Annotated in this window: 23 protein-coding genes; 14 read left to right on the forward strand and 9 right to left on the reverse strand. The window is 65.0% G+C overall.

What is annotated here, in order from left to right; all coding sequences use genetic code 11:
* The first annotated feature begins 225 nt into the window (after positions 1–225).
* From BST14_RS17390 to BST14_RS30085, 3 genes are all read left to right on the forward strand, one after another.
* Complete coding sequence (locus BST14_RS17390) at positions 226–936, forward strand: cutinase family protein (protein ID WP_083065633.1); 711 nt, start codon at positions 226–228, stop codon at positions 934–936.
* Positions 937–1,092: 156 nt separating this feature from the next.
* Positions 1,093–1,446 (forward strand): hypothetical protein, encoded by a 354-nt coding sequence (locus BST14_RS17395; RefSeq protein ID WP_245845464.1) that lies wholly within the window; start codon positions 1,093–1,095, stop codon positions 1,444–1,446.
* Between the two features lie 8 nt (positions 1,447–1,454).
* A complete protein-coding gene (locus tag BST14_RS30085; RefSeq protein ID WP_158085881.1) occupies positions 1,455–1,628 on the forward strand; it encodes a hypothetical protein in 174 nt (57 codons plus the stop codon).
* A gap of 300 nt (positions 1,629–1,928) precedes the next feature.
* Here the strand turns inward: BST14_RS30085 and BST14_RS17405 are convergent, their stop codons facing one another.
* Positions 1,929–2,420: a SpoIIAA family protein gene (locus BST14_RS17405; RefSeq protein WP_083065672.1), complete on the reverse strand. Its 492-nt coding sequence runs from the start codon at positions 2,418–2,420 to the stop codon at positions 1,929–1,931.
* A gap of 20 nt (positions 2,421–2,440) precedes the next feature.
* Positions 2,441–2,749 (reverse strand): hypothetical protein, encoded by a 309-nt coding sequence (locus BST14_RS17410; protein WP_083065638.1) that lies wholly within the window; start codon positions 2,747–2,749, stop codon positions 2,441–2,443.
* 180 nt (positions 2,750–2,929) lie between these two features.
* On the opposite strand from BST14_RS17410, the gene BST14_RS17415 reads away from it, so the two are divergent.
* Positions 2,930–3,637, forward strand: coding sequence for a DUF899 domain-containing protein (locus tag BST14_RS17415; protein WP_083065639.1), 708 nt, complete (start codon positions 2,930–2,932; stop codon positions 3,635–3,637).
* Between the two features lie 543 nt (positions 3,638–4,180).
* Here BST14_RS17415 and BST14_RS17425 read toward each other — a convergent pair.
* From BST14_RS17425 to BST14_RS17435, 3 genes are all read right to left on the reverse strand, one after another.
* Positions 4,181–4,492, reverse strand: coding sequence for a type II toxin-antitoxin system PemK/MazF family toxin (locus BST14_RS17425; RefSeq protein WP_083065642.1), 312 nt, complete (start codon positions 4,490–4,492; stop codon positions 4,181–4,183).
* Entirely contained in the window at positions 4,482–4,715 is a 234-nt protein-coding gene (locus BST14_RS17430) for a hypothetical protein (RefSeq protein ID WP_083065673.1), read from the reverse strand. Before BST14_RS17430 ends, BST14_RS17425 begins: the two co-directional genes overlap by 11 nt.
* A gap of 179 nt (positions 4,716–4,894) precedes the next feature.
* The gene (locus BST14_RS17435; RefSeq protein WP_083065644.1) at positions 4,895–5,338 is read right to left on the reverse strand and encodes a MarR family winged helix-turn-helix transcriptional regulator; all 444 of its coding nucleotides are present in this window, start codon (positions 5,336–5,338) and stop codon (positions 4,895–4,897) included.
* 255 nt (positions 5,339–5,593) lie between these two features.
* On the opposite strand from BST14_RS17435, the gene BST14_RS17440 reads away from it, so the two are divergent.
* Positions 5,594–6,274: an NAD(P)-dependent oxidoreductase gene (locus BST14_RS17440; RefSeq protein ID WP_245845466.1), complete on the forward strand. Its 681-nt coding sequence runs from the start codon at positions 5,594–5,596 to the stop codon at positions 6,272–6,274.
* A gap of 34 nt (positions 6,275–6,308) precedes the next feature.
* The gene (locus tag BST14_RS30090; RefSeq protein WP_158085882.1) at positions 6,309–6,446 is read left to right on the forward strand and encodes a hypothetical protein; all 138 of its coding nucleotides are present in this window, start codon (positions 6,309–6,311) and stop codon (positions 6,444–6,446) included.
* A gap of 48 nt (positions 6,447–6,494) precedes the next feature.
* Here the strand turns inward: BST14_RS30090 and BST14_RS17445 are convergent, their stop codons facing one another.
* Positions 6,495–6,737 carry a hypothetical protein gene (locus BST14_RS17445; protein ID WP_245845468.1) on the reverse strand — a complete coding sequence of 81 codons (243 nt, stop codon included), beginning with the start codon at positions 6,735–6,737 and terminating at the stop codon, positions 6,495–6,497.
* A 193-nt stretch (positions 6,738–6,930) separates the two neighbouring features.
* Here BST14_RS17445 and BST14_RS17450 point away from each other — a divergent pair, with 193 nt between their 5' ends.
* From BST14_RS17450 to BST14_RS17485, 8 genes are all read left to right on the forward strand, one after another.
* On the forward strand, positions 6,931–7,899 hold the full coding sequence (locus tag BST14_RS17450) for an aldo/keto reductase (RefSeq protein ID WP_083065646.1): 969 nt from the start codon (positions 6,931–6,933) through the stop codon (positions 7,897–7,899).
* Positions 7,900–8,232: 333 nt separating this feature from the next.
* Positions 8,233–9,132, forward strand: a complete 900-nt coding sequence (gene nadC, locus BST14_RS17455) for a carboxylating nicotinate-nucleotide diphosphorylase (RefSeq protein ID WP_083065674.1) — start codon at positions 8,233–8,235, stop codon at positions 9,130–9,132.
* Positions 9,125–9,844 (forward strand): orotidine 5'-phosphate decarboxylase / HUMPS family protein, encoded by a 720-nt coding sequence (locus BST14_RS17460; protein WP_083065647.1) that lies wholly within the window; start codon positions 9,125–9,127, stop codon positions 9,842–9,844. Before nadC ends, BST14_RS17460 begins: the two co-directional genes overlap by 8 nt.
* Before the next feature lie 8 nt (positions 9,845–9,852).
* Positions 9,853–11,256, forward strand: a complete 1,404-nt coding sequence (locus BST14_RS17465; RefSeq protein ID WP_083065648.1) for an MFS transporter — start codon at positions 9,853–9,855, stop codon at positions 11,254–11,256.
* A 293-nt stretch (positions 11,257–11,549) separates the two neighbouring features.
* Positions 11,550–13,013 (forward strand): biotin carboxylase, encoded by a 1,464-nt coding sequence (locus BST14_RS17470; RefSeq protein WP_083065675.1) that lies wholly within the window; start codon positions 11,550–11,552, stop codon positions 13,011–13,013.
* The gene (locus BST14_RS17475; protein WP_083065649.1) at positions 13,010–14,188 is read left to right on the forward strand and encodes a serine hydrolase domain-containing protein; all 1,179 of its coding nucleotides are present in this window, start codon (positions 13,010–13,012) and stop codon (positions 14,186–14,188) included. Before BST14_RS17470 ends, BST14_RS17475 begins: the two co-directional genes overlap by 4 nt.
* A gap of 118 nt (positions 14,189–14,306) precedes the next feature.
* Positions 14,307–14,660, forward strand: coding sequence for a DUF732 domain-containing protein (locus BST14_RS17480; RefSeq protein WP_083065650.1), 354 nt, complete (start codon positions 14,307–14,309; stop codon positions 14,658–14,660).
* A 60-nt stretch (positions 14,661–14,720) separates the two neighbouring features.
* The gene (locus BST14_RS17485) at positions 14,721–15,263 is read left to right on the forward strand and encodes an FKBP-type peptidyl-prolyl cis-trans isomerase (RefSeq protein WP_142279448.1); all 543 of its coding nucleotides are present in this window, start codon (positions 14,721–14,723) and stop codon (positions 15,261–15,263) included.
* 30 nt (positions 15,264–15,293) lie between these two features.
* Here the strand turns inward: BST14_RS17485 and BST14_RS17490 are convergent, their stop codons facing one another.
* The 3 genes from BST14_RS17490 to BST14_RS17500 all read right to left on the reverse strand — a co-directional run bounded on the left by BST14_RS17490 (position 15,294) and on the right by BST14_RS17500 (position 17,264).
* Positions 15,294–15,737: a limonene-1,2-epoxide hydrolase family protein gene (locus tag BST14_RS17490; RefSeq protein ID WP_083065652.1), complete on the reverse strand. Its 444-nt coding sequence runs from the start codon at positions 15,735–15,737 to the stop codon at positions 15,294–15,296.
* A gap of 87 nt (positions 15,738–15,824) precedes the next feature.
* The gene (locus BST14_RS31595) at positions 15,825–16,136 is read right to left on the reverse strand and encodes a hypothetical protein (protein WP_306460722.1); all 312 of its coding nucleotides are present in this window, start codon (positions 16,134–16,136) and stop codon (positions 15,825–15,827) included.
* A 366-nt stretch (positions 16,137–16,502) separates the two neighbouring features.
* Entirely contained in the window at positions 16,503–17,264 is a 762-nt protein-coding gene (locus BST14_RS17500; RefSeq protein WP_083065653.1) for an SDR family NAD(P)-dependent oxidoreductase, read from the reverse strand.
* Positions 17,265–17,442 lie beyond the last annotated feature (178 nt).

Raw genomic sequence — 17,442 nt, forward strand, 5'->3', positions numbered from 1 at the left:
CTGCGGCACTGACCGCTTGAACCATCATCTCGAAGAATCACAAGACGACCCCGTACACCACGTCCCTGGACTTGACCATGCATCCCGACGGCCAGTGTGGATCCACCCCTCGGAGTAGCCGCCGGCTGACACTGGTCGCGTCGGTACAACAGCTCGCACTGGCGGGCCGAACCAGGCTTTCAATCGGTCTGGTTTCGGCCCAATGGCGGCTGGGCATTCGCAGACATGAGCACGCTACGTTCGATTTGTTGTCTCGTCGCCGCGGCGGTAACAGCCTTTGCCGGGCTTGCTTGTGCAGCCGGTCCAGTGGCTTCCGCCGAGCCATGTCCTGACGTCGAAGTGGTGTTCGCTCGCGGCACCGGCGAGCCACCTGGGGTCGGCGGAATCGGGCAGGCGTTCGTCGATGCGCTCCGGTCACGGGTGGGCGGCAAGTCGGTGGGGGTTTACCCGGTCAATTACGAGGCGAGTAGCGACTTCAACGGTGGCATCGCTTTCGCCAGAACTGTCGTGGATGGGATCAGGGACGCCGGCACTCATGCCGAGTCCACGGCGTCGAACTGCCCGAGCACCAGAATCGTGCTTGGTGGCTATTCCCAAGGCGCCGCCGTGTCGGGCTTCGTCACTTCCGCTGCGGTGCCCAAGGAGGTGCCGCAGGAGTTCGCCTCCTATGTCCCGCAACCGCTGCCGCAGGCGATAGCTACTCACGTGGCCGCCGTCGTTTTATTCGGAACACCGTCCAACGACTTTATGCGCGGCGCCGGCGCGCCGCCCATTACGATCGGGCCCCTTTACGCGAGCAAGACAATTCAGTTGTGCGCCCCCGATGACAACATCTGTGATGGCGCACCTCCCGGACCGCCCGGGCTCGCTCACACGCTCTACGCGGCAAATGGCATGGTTGATCAGGGCGCGGATTTTGCTGTGCACCACCTTTAGTGGGATTTCCGAGCCGTCGTCTCAACCCCGAACACACCGGCCGGACATTAGGCTCTGGAAATGCATTCGTGTCGTTCTGCCGCCACGGTAGTAGTCAGCCTTTCATTCGCGACCGTTCTCGCGACGGCATGTACCAAGAGCACCACCGGATACGCGGTGCGTCCCGCTGACGGTGTCGATACCACCTCGCGAATCGCGACGTCGACACCGTCGGCGCAAAGTCCCGCGGCGCCCGCCGGTCCGCCGGTCGGAACGGCGGTGATGAAGGTCAGCGGGGGCAGCGCCCCGGTCACGATCCGTTACCGGATCAACGGAGGCCCGGAGCAGACCGAGACCAATGTGCCCCTGCCGTGGGAAAAGCAGTACCCGGTCTACAACGAAGTGGAGTCGCAGGTATCCGCCGATGGCGGAGACACTCCCCTCACCTGCACCATCATCATGGACGGCGACAAGCTCGTGTCCCTCAAGAGCGAACCGCGGCCCGCATGCATCTTCGCCTACTGGGGCTGACGTCCTCGATGTCCGCAACCTTCAACGCGAATCGTGAAAGTGCCGATAACAAGCCGGTTTTCGGTCAGCTGATGCCTGATGAGGCGTTTTCTAAGTCCGACCCGCCGTTCGCTCAGCAGGATCTGCAGGCCTTCCGCCGTGAGATGCGGACGCCGGCGGCATTGGTTCCGGCCGGGGTGTGACGCGCTCACTCATTTGTTGGGATCGGTAGTTACGCGAAAGCGCAAAACTTTCGTGAGTTTCGGCGTTGAATTCCCGATACCAGCGAAAGGGCACTGCTGTGGACATCAACCGAATCGCGAAGAAAATCGTTGGCACGGCGCTGTTGTCGGGCGGTGTCGCGGTGGCCGGTCTGGGGCTCTCCCTCGGTCCCGCGCAAGCCCAGCCGGGTTCGGTGCCGCGGGCGCATGGCGTCGCACCCGAATCCGCTCACGTGCTCAGGAACTCTGTGAATATCGACTGGCGGTCCCGCAAGGCTTCGATCAACGACTCCCGTCGCGGGCCTTGATTCCTTTCGAGATAGCAAGCGCCGCAAGGCGTCCGAGCGCACCGACTGATCCGCCAAGGTAGGCTTTCGCCATATCGCGGGCGGACACGGCGGGTCCTTCCGGTAGCGAATTAAGCCACGCGATGGCGTCATCGCGCGCGTCGTTGTCGAAGACGCGCAGCGGGCACGGCAGCCATGCGCCGATACCGCGGGTCGGTTCCCGGATCCAGTCGAGATCTGTCACGACGGCGCAACCATCGAGGAGCCGTAGGTAACCCGCGCCGAGCCGGGTGTCGGCCCACAGCGCACCCGGCGTGAGGCGATTGAAATCCGGCCCGAACTGGTAGAGGAGCCGCAGGCGCCGGCCGCTGCGCCGCGCTTGACGGACTATCGGCGCGAAGACCTGCTCGTAGTCGTCGGCCGTCACCGTGCCCACGGCTTCCATGGCCCGGACGTCGCCGGGCAGGAAGGTGAGTTCCTTGAGCACCGAGAATCCCCGTATACGTCCTAGCCCGCCGGCGGACGGCATTCGTTGGCGCCCGGATCCCACCACCAGCCGTTGTCGCACGCGAGCGGCTGGGGCCCGACACCCAACGGCCGGCACACATTGGCCGTCGGGTCCCACCACTGGCCCGGATCGCACGCCAAGGGTTGCGGCCCGACCCCGAGCGGCCGGCAGACTTTACCGGTCGGGTCCCACCACTCGCCGTCGGCGCAGTCGGCCCTGCCCACCGCCGGCGTCAGCACCGTCACAGCCGCCATCGATGCGAACGCGAGCATGACAATGACCACAACTTGGCGAATGAATGGCCTCATTGGGACCTCCCTCGTGGCTATCCGCTTATCGAACCCAGCCCGGGCAAGGGCGTCAAGAACACGGTGATCGAGCGGAGGCCGGGGGCGCCATGTCCACGGCGGCGCCATAAGGCCGATGAATTCCGGACACGCCACCGGTCAGACCTTTCGGACAGATAAATCGAGAGCAAAGGTGGAGCCATGCCCCCCGACCAGACGGCGTTGCCGCAAATCGTCGATCACCACACCTGGCGTGCCGCTCTGGACGAACTGCGCCGACGCGAGAAGGCCGCCACCCGCGAATTGGATGCGATCGCCGCCCAGCGGCGACGGCTACCGATGGTCGAGTTGCCCGACTACACCCTGGTGGGTGCCGGCGGGCCCGTCCGCCTGGTCGACGTGTTCGATGGCCGATCACAGCTGATCGTCTATCACCACATGTGGGCCGACGGCGCGGAATGGCAGTGCAGCGGGTGCACCGGCTTCACGTCGCAATTCACCCGACTGGAATTCCTCGAAAACTACGACGCCCGGTTCATCATCGTCACCAATGGACCGATCGAGGAAGCGCTGGCGTACAAGCGGAAAGTCGGCAACCGGATGGAGTGGTACTCGTCATCGCAGAGCCCGTTCGCCGCGGACATGGACGCGCCGCCCGGCGGCGGTTTCGGCGTGAACGTCTTCCTGCGCGACGGCGAGACGGTGTACCGCACCTGGCATACGAACGGACGAGGCACCGAGCAACTCAGTCACTCGTTCGGGCTGATCGACATCCTGCCGTGGGGCCGTCAAGAGGAATGGCTGGATTCGCCGGCAGGCTGGCCGTCGCGGCCGACCTACTCGGGGTGGCCCGACTCCCCCGCTATTGCAGCCGCGTACGGATCACCGACGACTGAGGCCAAATCATGAGTGCTGCCGTGGCGTCGAGGTCTTGATGAAGGACGAGTACCACCGGGATCCCTAGCGTCGGCGACTTTGACGCGCGCCTTTATACCAATCTGCGAGGTGAGGGCGAACAATGCGGAGACGGCCCTCAGAACCCGATCGCACTGGCTGGTGGGGTATGGGCTGGCTCGCGCGACGCTGAAGCTCCTGGCTCGCCGAGGCGACCCGTCCGCCCGGTTGATGATCGACAACAACCAGCCCGACAACGCGCATCAGCCTATCGAGCGGATCCGTGAACGTTGACGCCTGTCGGTGGTGGTCGGCGGCTGGGTCACCGCCGATGCACGATCGTCCGAGAGGTGTTGCGGGACGACAGGTTTCGTCCGTCCCTACGCCCGCCGCGCCGATCGTTTCCCGGCTCTTCGCGCGCGTGAGGAGGTATGGTCGAAAATCGCATACGGCGGGTTACCAGCACGCCGCATTCGCTATCACGCTGTGCATCAGCGCATCGCGGAGCTCGGTCCTGCAGTATTCCAATTGTCTGCATCCGACGCGTTAGTGCAGCGCTCAGAGATCGAGGACGATGCGCAGTGCCGCGTCAACGCGGCGCATCTCGTCGAAGCTTAGGAGCCCGACGCTCTTGCCGAGCCGGCCTGGGTCGACCGCTGCGGCCTGCTCCGCAAGTACCCGGGTGTTGACGCCGCCGATTTCAACCTCGGGCCGGAAGCTGGCGGCACGAGCCGACGTGGACGTCGGTGCAACCAGCCAGGTCGACAGGGGCAGTTGATTTGACTGGACTACCACGGCATATCGGGAACCGGACTGCTCGTGACCGCGACTCCCCCGCGGGGCATGTAACCGAAAGACCTCACCACGCACGCAGCGTCTCCATATCGCGGAGCACCTGCATGGCCTCAGCGCGGTCGGATTCGTCTTCGGCAAGCCTTTCCGCCTCGGCGCGAACCGCCGCGTTGGCCTTCCGACGTGCGGCCTCGATGAGAGCAGATCGAACGGCTACCGACACGGCCGTGCCGTCTTTGGTCAAGACCTCCAGCGCCTTCGATGTGTCTTCGTCCGTCCGGAAGGTAATCGTGTCAGCCATAGCAACAGTGTACGACATTTTGTAAGACAGTCATTGAGCGGCACGAGCGCCGGTTCGCTCAGCGTCACCCTGTAGCGCCTACCCGCCACGACCCAGACCTTGGTGTTGCCGGCCAGGCAGGACCGAGCTAAGCCACAGATCTTTCGCACATTCGACCCGAGCCGACAGGCGCGGCGACACTACCGCGCGTAGGGGTCGGTGATCTCGCGAAGTTGATCCAAAATCTGTTGCAGCAGTGTGAAGTTGCGGGTACCCAGGTAGGCCTTCCACTCCGAGTGAATGTCGTCGAGTGTTGCCATGGCTACCTCGATCGCACGCTGGCCACGTTGCTCGACCACGATCAATCTGGCGCGGCCATCCGCGGGGTCGGGGACCCGGCGGACATAGCCCAAACGTTCTAGTTGATCGACCAGCACACCCGCGCTCTGCTTGCTCATTTGCGCCTGTTCAGCAAGGTCTGTGAGGCGCGAACCCTCCGGGGCGATGCGCTGAAACACGCGGCACTGGGCAAGGGTCCAGTCGTCGAATCCAGCAGCCTGGAGCGCCCGGAAAATGCGGTCTTCGGCGTATCGGTACGGGATGAACAACGACACCCCTAGATCACTCCGCTGCTCGTCGCCCATGCCACCCTCGGCTCCATCGCCCACCTGATCCCACGAAACTCACACCCTATGTCACCGCCACCGCGTCCGATCGCCACCGACCCCTCGAATGCGAAAGGCGACGGTAGTCAGATCTACTGACTAACATAGCGGATAAACAGGCATCTTGATGGAACCAGGCTTGACATTAGTAAGGAAATCTGATTATCCTGATGGAGGATCCTGACGATCCATCGGCGATGACTGAGTGATTACCGCGATGCGCGGCCGCTCACCATGACGGCCATTCATCCGTTTCATCCGTTCTATAGAAAGCGAAATACTGTGAAGTTTCTTGTGCTCGGAGCAACCGGCGGTACCGGCGTTCGCTTTGTCGAAAAGGCACTCGACCAGGGCCACCAGGTCACCGCCCTCGTTCGGCGGCCCGACGCGACCGTCGACCTGCGAGCCCAAATCGTCAACGGCGACGTCACCGACGCCGCTACGCTCGCCGCGGCAGCCCGAGGGCACGACGCGATCATCAGCACGCTCGGAGTCAAAAGCGTCCGGGAAACCCCGACCCTGATCACGGACACAGTCCGCGCCGTCATCGCGTCGGCGAAAACATCGGGTGTTGACCGGTTCGTCATCGTGTCCGCATTCGGAGTCGGCGACTCCCTCGCCAAGGCATCGTTGCTTGCCGGACTGATATTTCGCACTGCGCTCCGCAAAAAATACGAGGACAAGGCCGCGTCCGAAGCGCTCTTGAAAGCCAGCGGCCTGAAATGGACCGTCGAATACCCCGGGGCCTTAAACGACGGGGTCGGCGGCCGCTACACCGCGATCGCGCTCGAGGATGTCACGACATTGCCGATCCTCCCCTCGACCTCTCGCGCAAACGCCGCCGACTTCCTCCTCCGCTCCGCCGTGGAAAACACCTTCGTCCATCAGACCGTCGTTGTCACCAACACCAAATAGGTGCCGATGGCGCCGGCCGGCTACAGCCCGGACGGTGATGAAGGGCAACCAGACCGACGGCCTTTCGGAGGGGCAACTCCTTAGATACGGCATTGGCGCCGCCGCCACCTGCGCGGCGCTCATCGCCACCGCGCTAGCCCTGCGGTGGAAGGCCTCGGAGCTTCCAGCCTGAATGGTGAAGTGATGCGGTGTTGTAGCGGTCGCCACCCGTTCGTCAGCGTTACTCCGTGTCGGTGCGGAGTTCCCAGGGCTGCATGCCGAGGAGGCCCGCAAGGCGCCCCTGCATCTGGACGGCGGACGGCGGCGGGCGCCACCATATGGTCACCTCGGCGATCTTGCCGTCCGCGTGGAGCGGGATGTAGTCCATCCCATCGACCACGGTGTCGTCGATCTGCAGCCGAAAGTACGCGGCGTGGTGCGCCTTACCGCTGAGGACCTCCCTGTAGGCGAGGTCGGTCGCCACGAGGCAAGGTTCGAGCAAATGAGCAATGTCGGCATCGGTGGCACCGAAAGCGTGCGGCGGTAGAAGATTGCACAGTGGGTGCGGCACGGTCTGCTGCGCCGGCCCCGTCGAATCGAACCACGACGCAGTGCAATTCGTGAACGGCTGAGGTCAAACATCTTGCCCCTCAGCAGCATTCAACGAAAGGAGCCGAATGAAGCGAATTAATCTCGGCGGTCTCGATGTTTCCGCCCAGGGCTTGGGCTGTATGGGCATGAGCGAGTATTACGGGGCCTCGGACTGGGACACCAGCATCGCGACCATCCATCGGGCCATCGAGTTGGGCGTCACTTTGTTCGACACCGCCGATCAATATGGATCGGGCCACAACGAGGTGTTGGTGGGCCGCGGCGTCGTCGGTCAGCGCGACAGTGTCCAAATCGCCACCAAATTCGGGGTCGACCGCAGCAGCGGCGACGACCGGCGGGTCCACCGTGGCGATCCGCCGTATGTGAAGCGGTCCTGCGAGTCCTCGCTGCTGCGACTCGGAATCGACCATATCGACTTGTACTACTTGCACCGTCCCCCGCAGAACGCCGAGATCGAGCACACGGTCGGCGCGATGGGCGAACTGGTCACCGAGGGCAAGGTGCGATTCCTGGGCCTTAGCGAAGTCAGCGTCGAGCTGCTGCAGCGCGCCCATGCCGTGCATCCGATCGCCGCCGTGCAAAGCGAATACTCACTGTGGACCCGGGAGGTCGAGCAGGTGACGCCAGTCATGGCTGAACTCGGGGTCGGCCTCGTGCCGTACTCACCGCTGGGACGGGGCTTTTTGACCGGAGCGGTCCAAACCGCGGCGCTGGATCCCACCGACTTCCGCGCCCGCACCCCCCGATTCACCGGTGACGCTGCCAAGCAAAACCAGGTGATCGCGGAGACGGTGCGCAACGTGGCCGAGCGGCTCGGTGCGCTGCCCGCTCAGGTCGCCCTGGCTTGGGTCTACGCTCAGGCCCCTCGACTGGGGGTTCCCGTCGCACCGATCCCGGGTACCCGCCACGCCAACCGGCTCGAACAGAACATTGCCGCCCTGGACGTCGAACTTGATGAGGACGCGCTTGCGCAGCTGCAGCCACTGAGCGACCTGGTTGTCGGTGGCCGCTACCCTGACCGCGGCGTGCGTTGACAGCGCGGTGCGCGCAGGACGAGAGGATTGCGTACGTTGCACCGATCCAGAGGGCGGCTCGGGCAGGACCTTTCGTGACAACGTGGCCTCGCTGCGCCGCCAACCGCCGCTTGGCCCTAGGCATTCGGCTCGCCGCGTTTTTTACCGCAGACAGGGATGGGCCAACCCCCTAGTCTCGACTCACGTAGTGCCTCGGTGAGCGGTTCGCGGACATCCGCGGCAAAGGCTGTGTCGCATCAGCCTCGTCTACTGGGTGCCGGAGCACCGCGGCTCCGGTTGTTTGAGTTCCCGCACCGCCGGAGCCGTTGCGGGCCTGAGCGCGAGGTGAATTGGATGCAACTGTCGAGTTTCATGGTCCGGCCGTTCGTGGAGCAGGGACTCCGCGAGGAGCTGGGTGCGGGTGACACGACCGGTGGCTTTTTGGCAGGGCCCGACGACCGGAGCTCGGCGCTGATCTATGCGAAGAAGCCGGGTGTGGTGTGTGGGCTGTTGCTTGCCGAAGAAACCATCAAAACGGTTGAGCCCGATGCCCGCGTCTCCGCCGAGGTACGCGACGGCGACGAAATCCGCCCTGGCGACGTGCTTCTGCGCATCGAGGCTCGCGCGCTGACGCTGCTCGCCATCGAGCGCGCCGCGCTGGACTGGCTCCAGCACCTTTCGGGCATCGCGACGAAGACCCGCCGCTACGCGAGATTGGTTGAGCCCTACGGTGTCCGCATAGTCGACACACGCAAAGGTGTGCCGGGTATGCGCGTCCTGCAGAAGTACGCGGTCCGAGTGGGTGGCGGCCACAACCATCTGTTCGGACTGCACAATGCGGTCCTGGTCAAGGACAACCACATCAAGATCGCCGGCAGCATCACCAAGGCGGTGCGGACATTGCGCGCCGAGGCGCAGCACACCTTCAGAATCGAAGTGGAATGCGAGACGCTGGACCAGATCGAGGAGGCCATCGCCGCCGGAGCCGAGATCATCATGTTCGACAACATGGATCTGGACACCATGCGGCAAGCCGTGGCGTTGATTGCGGGGCGGGCGCTGACCGAGGCGTCGGGCGGTGTCCGCGAGGACAACATCGTCGAGTGGGCTCAGCTGGGTGTCGACATCATTTCCATCGGGGACCTCACCCACAGCGTCGAGGCCATCGACCTCAGCCTCGACATCGGCGAGATCAAGCCCAGCGCACAACGATTCATCTCCCGGGCGCTGCAGGCAGACATCGTCCGTGCCTGAGGCCGACAGCGGCGTCGTTGCCGCCCTCGACGTCGACTCCGTGGACGCCCTCAAGCGCCTCGTCGAGCTGACCACCGACGTCGACGGCATCGTCGCCTACAAGCTCGGGATAGCCGGTGTTCTGCGCCTCGGCCTCCCGGGCGCGGTACGGGCGATCCGCGAGATCTCCGATTTGCCAATCGTTTACGACCACCAGAAGGCTGGGCTCGACATCCCCGACATGGCCCGCAGATTCTCGGCGGTGTGCCATGAAGCCGGAGTCGACAGCCTGATCCTGTTTCCGCTCGGCGGGCCGGGGGCGGTGCGCGAGTTCGTCTGCCAGGCTCGACAAGTGGGCCTGGTGCCGGTCGTCGGGGGCGCGCTGCCATTCGACGAATACTCCGTGAGCGGCGGCGGCTACGTTGCCGACGACGCGCTCGACCGCATCCTCGCCGCCGCTCTCGGCCACGGTGCCGCCGATTTCGTGCTGCCGGCCCACGACCACGCGCTGGTCGGTCGGCACAGCCGGTTCCTGCGCGAGCACATCGACCGACCGGGGTTGTTCCTGCCGGGAATCGGCCCGTTGGGCGGCAGCATTGCTAAGGCTTTTGCCGCGGCGCCCGGCTGCCGACGTTACGCCGTTGTGGGCAGAGCGATCACGGCCGCCGACGATCCGCGCGAGGCCGCACGGCGGCTGGGCGGCCAGGCGTTGGCAGCGGCGACGAAGGACTGAGGAGCGGCATGGTAACCACGTCGTCATCGATACCGGCAACCGATTCCGGCCCGGCGGATTACAGAGAAACCCAAGTCCGCGGAAGTCGGCTCTGGTCAGCGGTTCTCGCCTCGGTTGTCGGCTTCGCGTTCGACCTCTACGACCTGTTCATCCTGCTGTTTGTGGCGTCGGCCATCAGCGAACTGATCTTCCCCGCGAAAAGCCCCACGCTGTCCCTGGCCGCGGTGTACGCGTCGTTCGCGGTCAGCCTGGTCATGCGCCCATTGGGTTCCTTCGTCTTCGGCCCGTACGCCGACCGGCTCGGACGCAAACGCCTCCTGGTGATCACGACCGTCGGCGCCGGCCTGTCGACCGCGCTGATGGGAGCGGTGCCCACCTTCGCCGCCGCTGGTATCGCCGGACCGATCGCGTTCATCCTGCTTCGACTGGTGCAGGGGTTGTTCGTGGGCGGCATCGTCGCGTCGACGCATACCCTGGCCACTGAGACGGTGCCCAACAACGTGCGCGGCGTGATCTCGGGGGTGGTGGGGGGTGGCGGCCCGGCCGTCGGCGCGGTGCTGGCGTCGATCGTGAATCTGTTGCTCCACATCGCCTTTCCCGCAGCAACGTTCGCCGTATGGGGTTGGCGGTGCATGTTCTTCACCGGCCTGCTCGGTGCGCTGGTAAGCCTGGTCATCCTGCGCAACGCCGACGAGCCCCCGTCGTGGCAGCAGCAGCGGGCGGCCGGTGAGCTGACGAAGGCCCCCATCCGCAGTCTCTTTGAACGCGACAGGCGATCGCTCTCGCTCAACTTCCTGGTGGTTTCCAGCGCGGGCGCCTCGTACTACCTGACCTCGGGCTACCTGCCCACCGTGTATCAGAAGATCAACAAGCTGAGCGGCACTCAGGCAAGCAACTTCCTGATCTGGATCAGCATCGTTGTCGTCATCGGCGGCGTGGCCTCCGGGGCGCTGAGCGAGGTCCTGGGCCGCAAGAAGACGCTGCTCGCCTCGGGATCGTTAGCCATTGTCGTTGTGCCCTGGGTGTATTGGCAGATCACCCGGCTCGACGCAACCTCGCCGGCGCTGATCCTGCTCTACTCGCTAATTCTGGTCTTCTGCTCCAACGCGATCTACGGGCCGCTGATGATCTATCTGAACGAGTCGTTCCCCACCCGAGTGCGCGCCACCGGGACCGCATTCGCCTGGAACGGCGGATTTGCGGTCGGCGGCCTGATGACGAGTCTCGTCACGTTGACTAGCCCGACGCTCGCCGACATCCCCTCACGTCTGATCGCTTTCCTGATCGCGTGGTATGTCATCTTCCTGGTCGCAGTATTCGCCGGGCCCGAGCCCCGCGGCGGTCTCGAGCGGTACACCGCCAGCCATAAGTCAGCTGGTCCTGCTCCTCAATCTGCTCGTCCAGAACCATGAGAATGACTCATCGAGCTCACTGGCCCACTTGGCCTGTCACGTCACCGAGCCTGATCCGCGGGCGGCGTCGACCCGTCCTTCACATCGCCGCCCTCGACCGACGAAAACATCCCGGCAAGCACCGGGGACGTTGAGCGAACGGCCATCCCCGGAGATCCACAGACATCGTCCAGGGGCGGGGCGCACAATTGTGCAATGCAGCTACGTGATTTCATCACCGTCGCACCGGCCCCCGTGCCCTTGCCGATGCCGCAGTCCTCCTTGCCTCCGACGTCAGCGCGGACGGCGTGAACATGGGTGACCCTGAGCCGCGCCGCACACTTAACGGCCTCTCGGACATACGCGCGTTTTTCCACACGAACAAGGTGCCGCTGTTTTTCATCTCGCCCACCCCGTTCAACCTGCTCGGCGTCGACCGCTGGATACGAAACTTCTTCTACCTGACCTACTTTGACTCTTTCGAGGGCACCCACTCGCGCGTATTCGTCCCCCGGCGGCGCGACCGCCGTGATTTCGACTCGATGGACGAGGTGTGCAGCCACCTGCTGTCGGATCCCGAGACGATCGAGTTCATCGCCGGTAAAGGTCCCGGCGGCAAGTGCTGCTTTGTGATGCTGAACGAGGAAATCCAGGCGCTCGCGCGGTCGGCGGGCCTCGAAGTCATGCATCCGCCGATCGAGTTGCGCCAGCGCCTGGGCTCCAAGATCGTCATGACCCGCCTGGCCGACGAGGCGGGGGTGCCGAGCGTGCCCAACACGATCGGGCGGGCCGGCTCCTACGACGAACTGCTGGAGCTCGCGCAAAACGCCGGATTGGGAGATGACCTCGTCATCTCGATCGCTTACGGCAACGCCGGCAGCGGGACGTTCTTTGTGCACGGTCAGCGCAACTGGGACCAGCACGCCGGTGATCTCGTGGGCCAAGACCTCAAGGTGATGAAGCGAATCCGCAACGTCGAGGTATGCCTCGAGGGTGCCGTGACCCGGCACGGCACGGTGGTCGGCCCCGCGATGACGAGTCTCGTCGGTTACTCGGAACTGACTCCAAGCCGGGGCAGCTGGTGTGGCAATGACATCTGGCGTGAGGTGCTGCCGCCCGCCCAGACCCGGGCCGCGCGAGAGATGGTGGCAAAGCTGGGCGATGTCATGCGCCGCGAGGGTTACCGTGGCTACTTCGAGGTGGACCTGTTGCACGACCTTGACGCCGACGAGCTCTACCTCGGCGAGGTGAATCCGCGCCTGTCCGGCGCCAGCCCCATGACAAACCTCACCACCGAGGCCTACGCCGACATGCCGCTGTTCCTCTTTCACCTGCTCGAGTACATGGATGTGGAGTACGAGCTCGACATCGAGGAGATCAATTCGCGCTGGGAGCGGGGCTATGGCGAAGACGAGGTCTGGGGCCAGGTGATCATCACGGAGACGTCGCCGGATATCGAGCTCTTCACCGCGACGCCACGCACCGGGGTATGGCGGATCGACGACGATGGTCGGGTCTCCTTCTCGCGAACCGCCAATGACTGGGCCACGCTGCTCGACGGCTCCGAGGCCTTCTACATGCGGGTCGCGGCGCCTGGCGACTTACGTTCGCAGGGCGCCCAACTCGGCGTGCTCGTCACCCGCTCACACCTGCAGACGGACGACTATCGGCTCAGCGAGCGCTGTCAGCGCTGGGTCAAGGGGATGAAGGCGAAGTTCGTCTCAACGCCCCTGACGCCGGCCGCTCCCATCGTTTCTCGGCTCGTCGCACGAGCGTGAAACGCACCCCGGCGGGCATCTCACTGGACAACTGGCTGTCAGCGCCATACGCGCGGTGGTCTTTCCAGCATGTCGAAGACTTCGTGCCGACCGCGGTCATCTCGCGCGGCACCGGGCCGGTCGCGACGTTGCCCGCAGCTACCGCCGATCTGTCCGGGATCCCGCTGACCGGCACCGACGGCCCGGCCACCAGCGTCGGCGCGGTACTGGCCGGCGCCGGCACCGACGGTTGGGCCGTCGTCCACCGCGGCGCGATGGTGGCCGAGGAATATCTCAACGGCTTGGACGCCCAAACCCCCCACCTGTTGTTCTCGGTGAGCAAGTCGCTGGTGGGCGCGGTGGTAGGCGTGTTGCACGGGGCCGGCGCGATCGATCTCGACGCCAGGGTCACGAAATATGTTCCCGCGTTACAGAATTGCGGCTACGCCGGTGCTACAGTGCGTCACCTGCTTGACATGAGGTCGGGCATCGCGTTCTCGGAGAACTACGACGACCCGGCCGCGCAGATACACCTCCTCGACCAGGCAATGGGGTGGGCACCCAGGAGAAATCCGGACGCTCCTGCCACGCTGCGTGAGTTTCTACTGAGCTTGCGCCAAAGGCGCGCCCATGGCGGACCATTCGAATACCGTTCCTGTGAAACCGATGTGCTGGGCTGGGTTTGCGAGGTAGCCGCTGCCCAACGGATGCCGGAGTTGATATCGGACTTGCTGTGGAGCCGCATCGGCGCGCAATGTGACGCCACCATCGGCGTCGACGCCGAGGGCACCGGGTTTTTCGACGGTGGCATCAGCGCCTGCCTTAACGACATGCTCCGGTTCGGGGCTCTGTTCGTGCGTGACGGCGTCTCGTTGACCGGCCGGCAAGTCGTGCCGTCGGCGTGGATCGCCGACACCCTCGACGGCGGACACGACTCGCGCCAGGCGTTCGCCGCCAGTCCCGACGACAACGAGATGCCCGGCGGCATGTACCGCAACCAGATGTGGTTCCCCTACCCGGGCAGCAATGTCGTGTTGTGCCAAGGCATGTGCGGTCAGATGATCTATGTCAACCGCGCCGCGCAGGTGGTCGCCGCCAAGTTATCCACGCAGCTCGAGACTCATGAACCGCACATGTCCGACACCCTGCGCGCCTTCGATGCGGCCGCACGCGAATTGGCCGCAACCCCCCGCTAGCCCGCCCGCACACGCCGAGAACCTTGGCGAGCCGTCTGTGCGAACTCCCAGCTATTCTGCATGTCTATAGCGCGCTTTTGGCGGCCTCAATCGCACCTCAGGATGGGAACGGAATCGGATGCCCTCATTTCGATGGCCGGCCGCACTTGCCATTTCCCCGCTGGCCGCCGCGGCATTGCTCAGCACCGCCGGCGTTGCGGCCGCGACCCCCCAAGACGATGCGTACCTCGCGCAACTGCGCGCCGTCGGTCTCACCTGGCCGCCGAAGACGGAAGAGGCACTCATTGCCGAGGCGCACGACGTGTGCTACGACCTCACTTGGGGGTGGACGCCGCAACAGATCGCCGACGACCTGCACGCCCGCTTGGACACCAAGGGCGTGACCTTGCTGGACGTGGGAAGCCTGGTCAACGCCGCCCACTCGATCTATTGCCCCGGCAACGTGTGTGATGCCCCCAGCCTCTGCACCTGAGGACCCCCACCTGGCGACGCAGTAACTGGCTGTAGCGTGACGGCCGTGAAGTCCTTTCGGATGTATTCGTTCTTCGTGCTCGCGGCTTCGGTCGCAGCAACCGCATCGACGCTCGCCGGAGCGGGCACGGCCACCGCGGCCGGCTCATGCCCGACCGCAACGCCGCAAAACGGTGCAACGCCGGACTGGACGTTGAGCGGTACCACGGGCAGCGTCGCGGTCACCGGATCGACAGACACTGCCGCTCCGGTGGTGAAGGTGACGACACCGTTCAGCGTGGGCCAGACCGAGGTGCACACGCTGCACGCCGGAGCCGGGCCGGTGGTCTCGAACACCGCCCGGGTCTCCGTCTGCTACATGGGTGTCAACGGGCGTGACGGCTCCGTCTTCGACAACAGCTACCAGCGCGGCACCCCGGTCGACTTCCCGCTCACCGGCGTGGTGCCGGGCTTTCAGAAGGCCATCGCGGGGCAGCAGGTCGGATCGACGGTCGCCGTGGCGATGGTCCCCGCGGATGGCTACCCCGAGGGTCAGCCCAGCGCCGGGATTCAGCCCGGCGACTCGCTTGTCTTCGCGATCAAGATCCTCAGCGCCACCGGCTAGCCCGGCCCGCGAAATTGTCTGTGCCGCAGGCTAATCGGCCAGCGGCGCGAACATGAGTGCGGGATCTACGCCGAGTTGTTGAGCGACGTGAGTGGTGTCCCAATACTCACGCCACTGCGTGATCGCGCCGTCACGCACCTCGAATATCGCGGTGACGTAAAAGGTGACGGCCGCACCGTTCATGGCGTTCACGTCGACTCGCTCGACGACGACGGTGTCGTTATCGGACACGATCGTGCGGATTTCGCTCCCCTCGATCATGCCCGTCGCCAGGGTGTTGTGCTTCTCGAGTTCCGCGCGCGCCGCGTCGCGTCCACGCACGACCGGTGACAGCGGCACGTGCAGCTGCCAGACGAAGTCGTCGCCCATGAGTGCGGTCATCGCGTCGACGTCCATGTTCTCGCCGTAAGCGGCATGTATGAAATCGACCACGATCTTTTCGTTGTCGTTTTTGGTCGCAACACTTTTCGCCATCTTCGTGTCCTCTAGGGGCGGTTACGGTTCGCTATTCGTCGAACTGTAGATGGCCGTGGGTCGAGAGGGCGCCGATGTACGAATCGCTTAACGCGAGTTCACGGACGAAGCAGCGCGATGATGGTGACGTCGTCGTCGGTGTGCCCCGAGGCCATCGCGGTCGCCGCTGTATTCCTCGTCGTAGGCGCGGTGCAGGATCGCGTCGAAGGCCCGCGGCTCACCGGCGACTTCGATGGTGATCTCGAGCGGGTTGTTCTGGCGCAGGCCGCCGAATGTCGCGGCGGCCTGCTCGATGCGGCCGGCTTGCTCGGAACCGATGAGCGCCGACAGGTGCCGGCCCTGGACGGCGTCGACGGGACGGCCGAGCAGGTCGGCAACGTTGGCGCTGACCTGGCGCACGTCGAACGCGGGTCATGCACCACCGCGAGCACACCGCGCCGCTGGATGCTTCCGGGGACGTGGATCGGCTCACGCGCGCAGTTGTCCAGGTCGATCAGGGTGCCGACCGGTGGGGTTGCAGCCAGACCTACAAGCTATCAATGTGTGGCGCCGTTCGCCGACCAGGTCAGCCGCGGTTCGCATGGTAAGTGGGTGTGCCCGGCACTGATTCGCATCGGCCGCGGTTAGCCGCCCCGCGGCGATCGCCAATGTAATCTGAGCAGGTCATGTGCTCGATCGCCGTCTTAGCAAGCCGCCGCCTGTCGGTTGCGATGAAGCAGGGCTCGGCGGCCGAACACGACGCCGCCGAGCGGCCGGGCGAGCCTGTCAGACCTGGTTGAATCCGCCGTCGGCGGTGACGGTGGATCCGGTGCTGAAGCTTGACAGATCGCTGGCCAAAAACACTGCGGCATTGGCGATCTCAGTCGGATCGGCGAAGCGGCCCAGCGGAATCGTGGTGATGCGTTCGGCGCGGAACTCCTCGATCGAGGCGGCGGGATCGGTCTGCGCGGCCAGCGTATCGCTTCCGGGAGTGGCCGTGGACCCGGCCACGATGACGTTGACCCGGATGTTGCGGTCGGCGAGTTCGTTGGCCCAGGCCCGGGCCAGTGATCGGACGGCGGCCTTGGTGGCGGCGTAGATGCTGAGGCCGGGGCGGCCGCGATCGGCGGTGGTGGAGCCCGTCAGAATGACGGAGGCGCCGTCGTTGAGCAGCGGCAATGCCTTTTGCACGGTGTAGACGACTCCCTTGACGTTGGTGGTCAGCAGTGCGTCGAGGTCGTCATCGGTGATCTCCCCCAGCCGCGCGACCCTCGTCGATCCGGCGTTGGCCATCACGATGTCGAGGCCGCTGCCGGCGGCCGCGACCGCGGCGTAGAGCCGGTCCAGATCTGCCGGCATTCCGACGTCGCCGCGCACGGCAGTCACACGAGGTCCCAATGTGCTTGCCGCGGCGTCGAGTTCAGGCTGGCGCCGGGCCGTGATGAACACCCGGTCGGCGCCTTCGTCAAGGAACCGTTGCGCGGTGGCCAGCCCGATCCCGGAGTTGGCGCCGGTGATGACGGCGGTCTTGTGGTCGAGCAATCCCATTCGGCTCTCTCCTCGAGACGGCGCGGCGGGTTGGCAGGGTTCCGACGGCCTGTTGCCGTGATCACCGGCGGGAGCCGCCAAGCCTCGGCCGACACATTCTCACCCGAACTCGTATCCTCTGCAGCATGATCGCCGCCTTGATCCTGTTGCCGTCGCCAGTGCGCAGCCCGCTGCGGGC

It is taken from the genome of Mycobacterium arosiense ATCC BAA-1401 = DSM 45069 (genome assembly GCF_002086125.1).
GTDB classification, from domain to species: Bacteria; Actinomycetota; Actinomycetes; order Mycobacteriales; family Mycobacteriaceae; genus Mycobacterium; species Mycobacterium arosiense.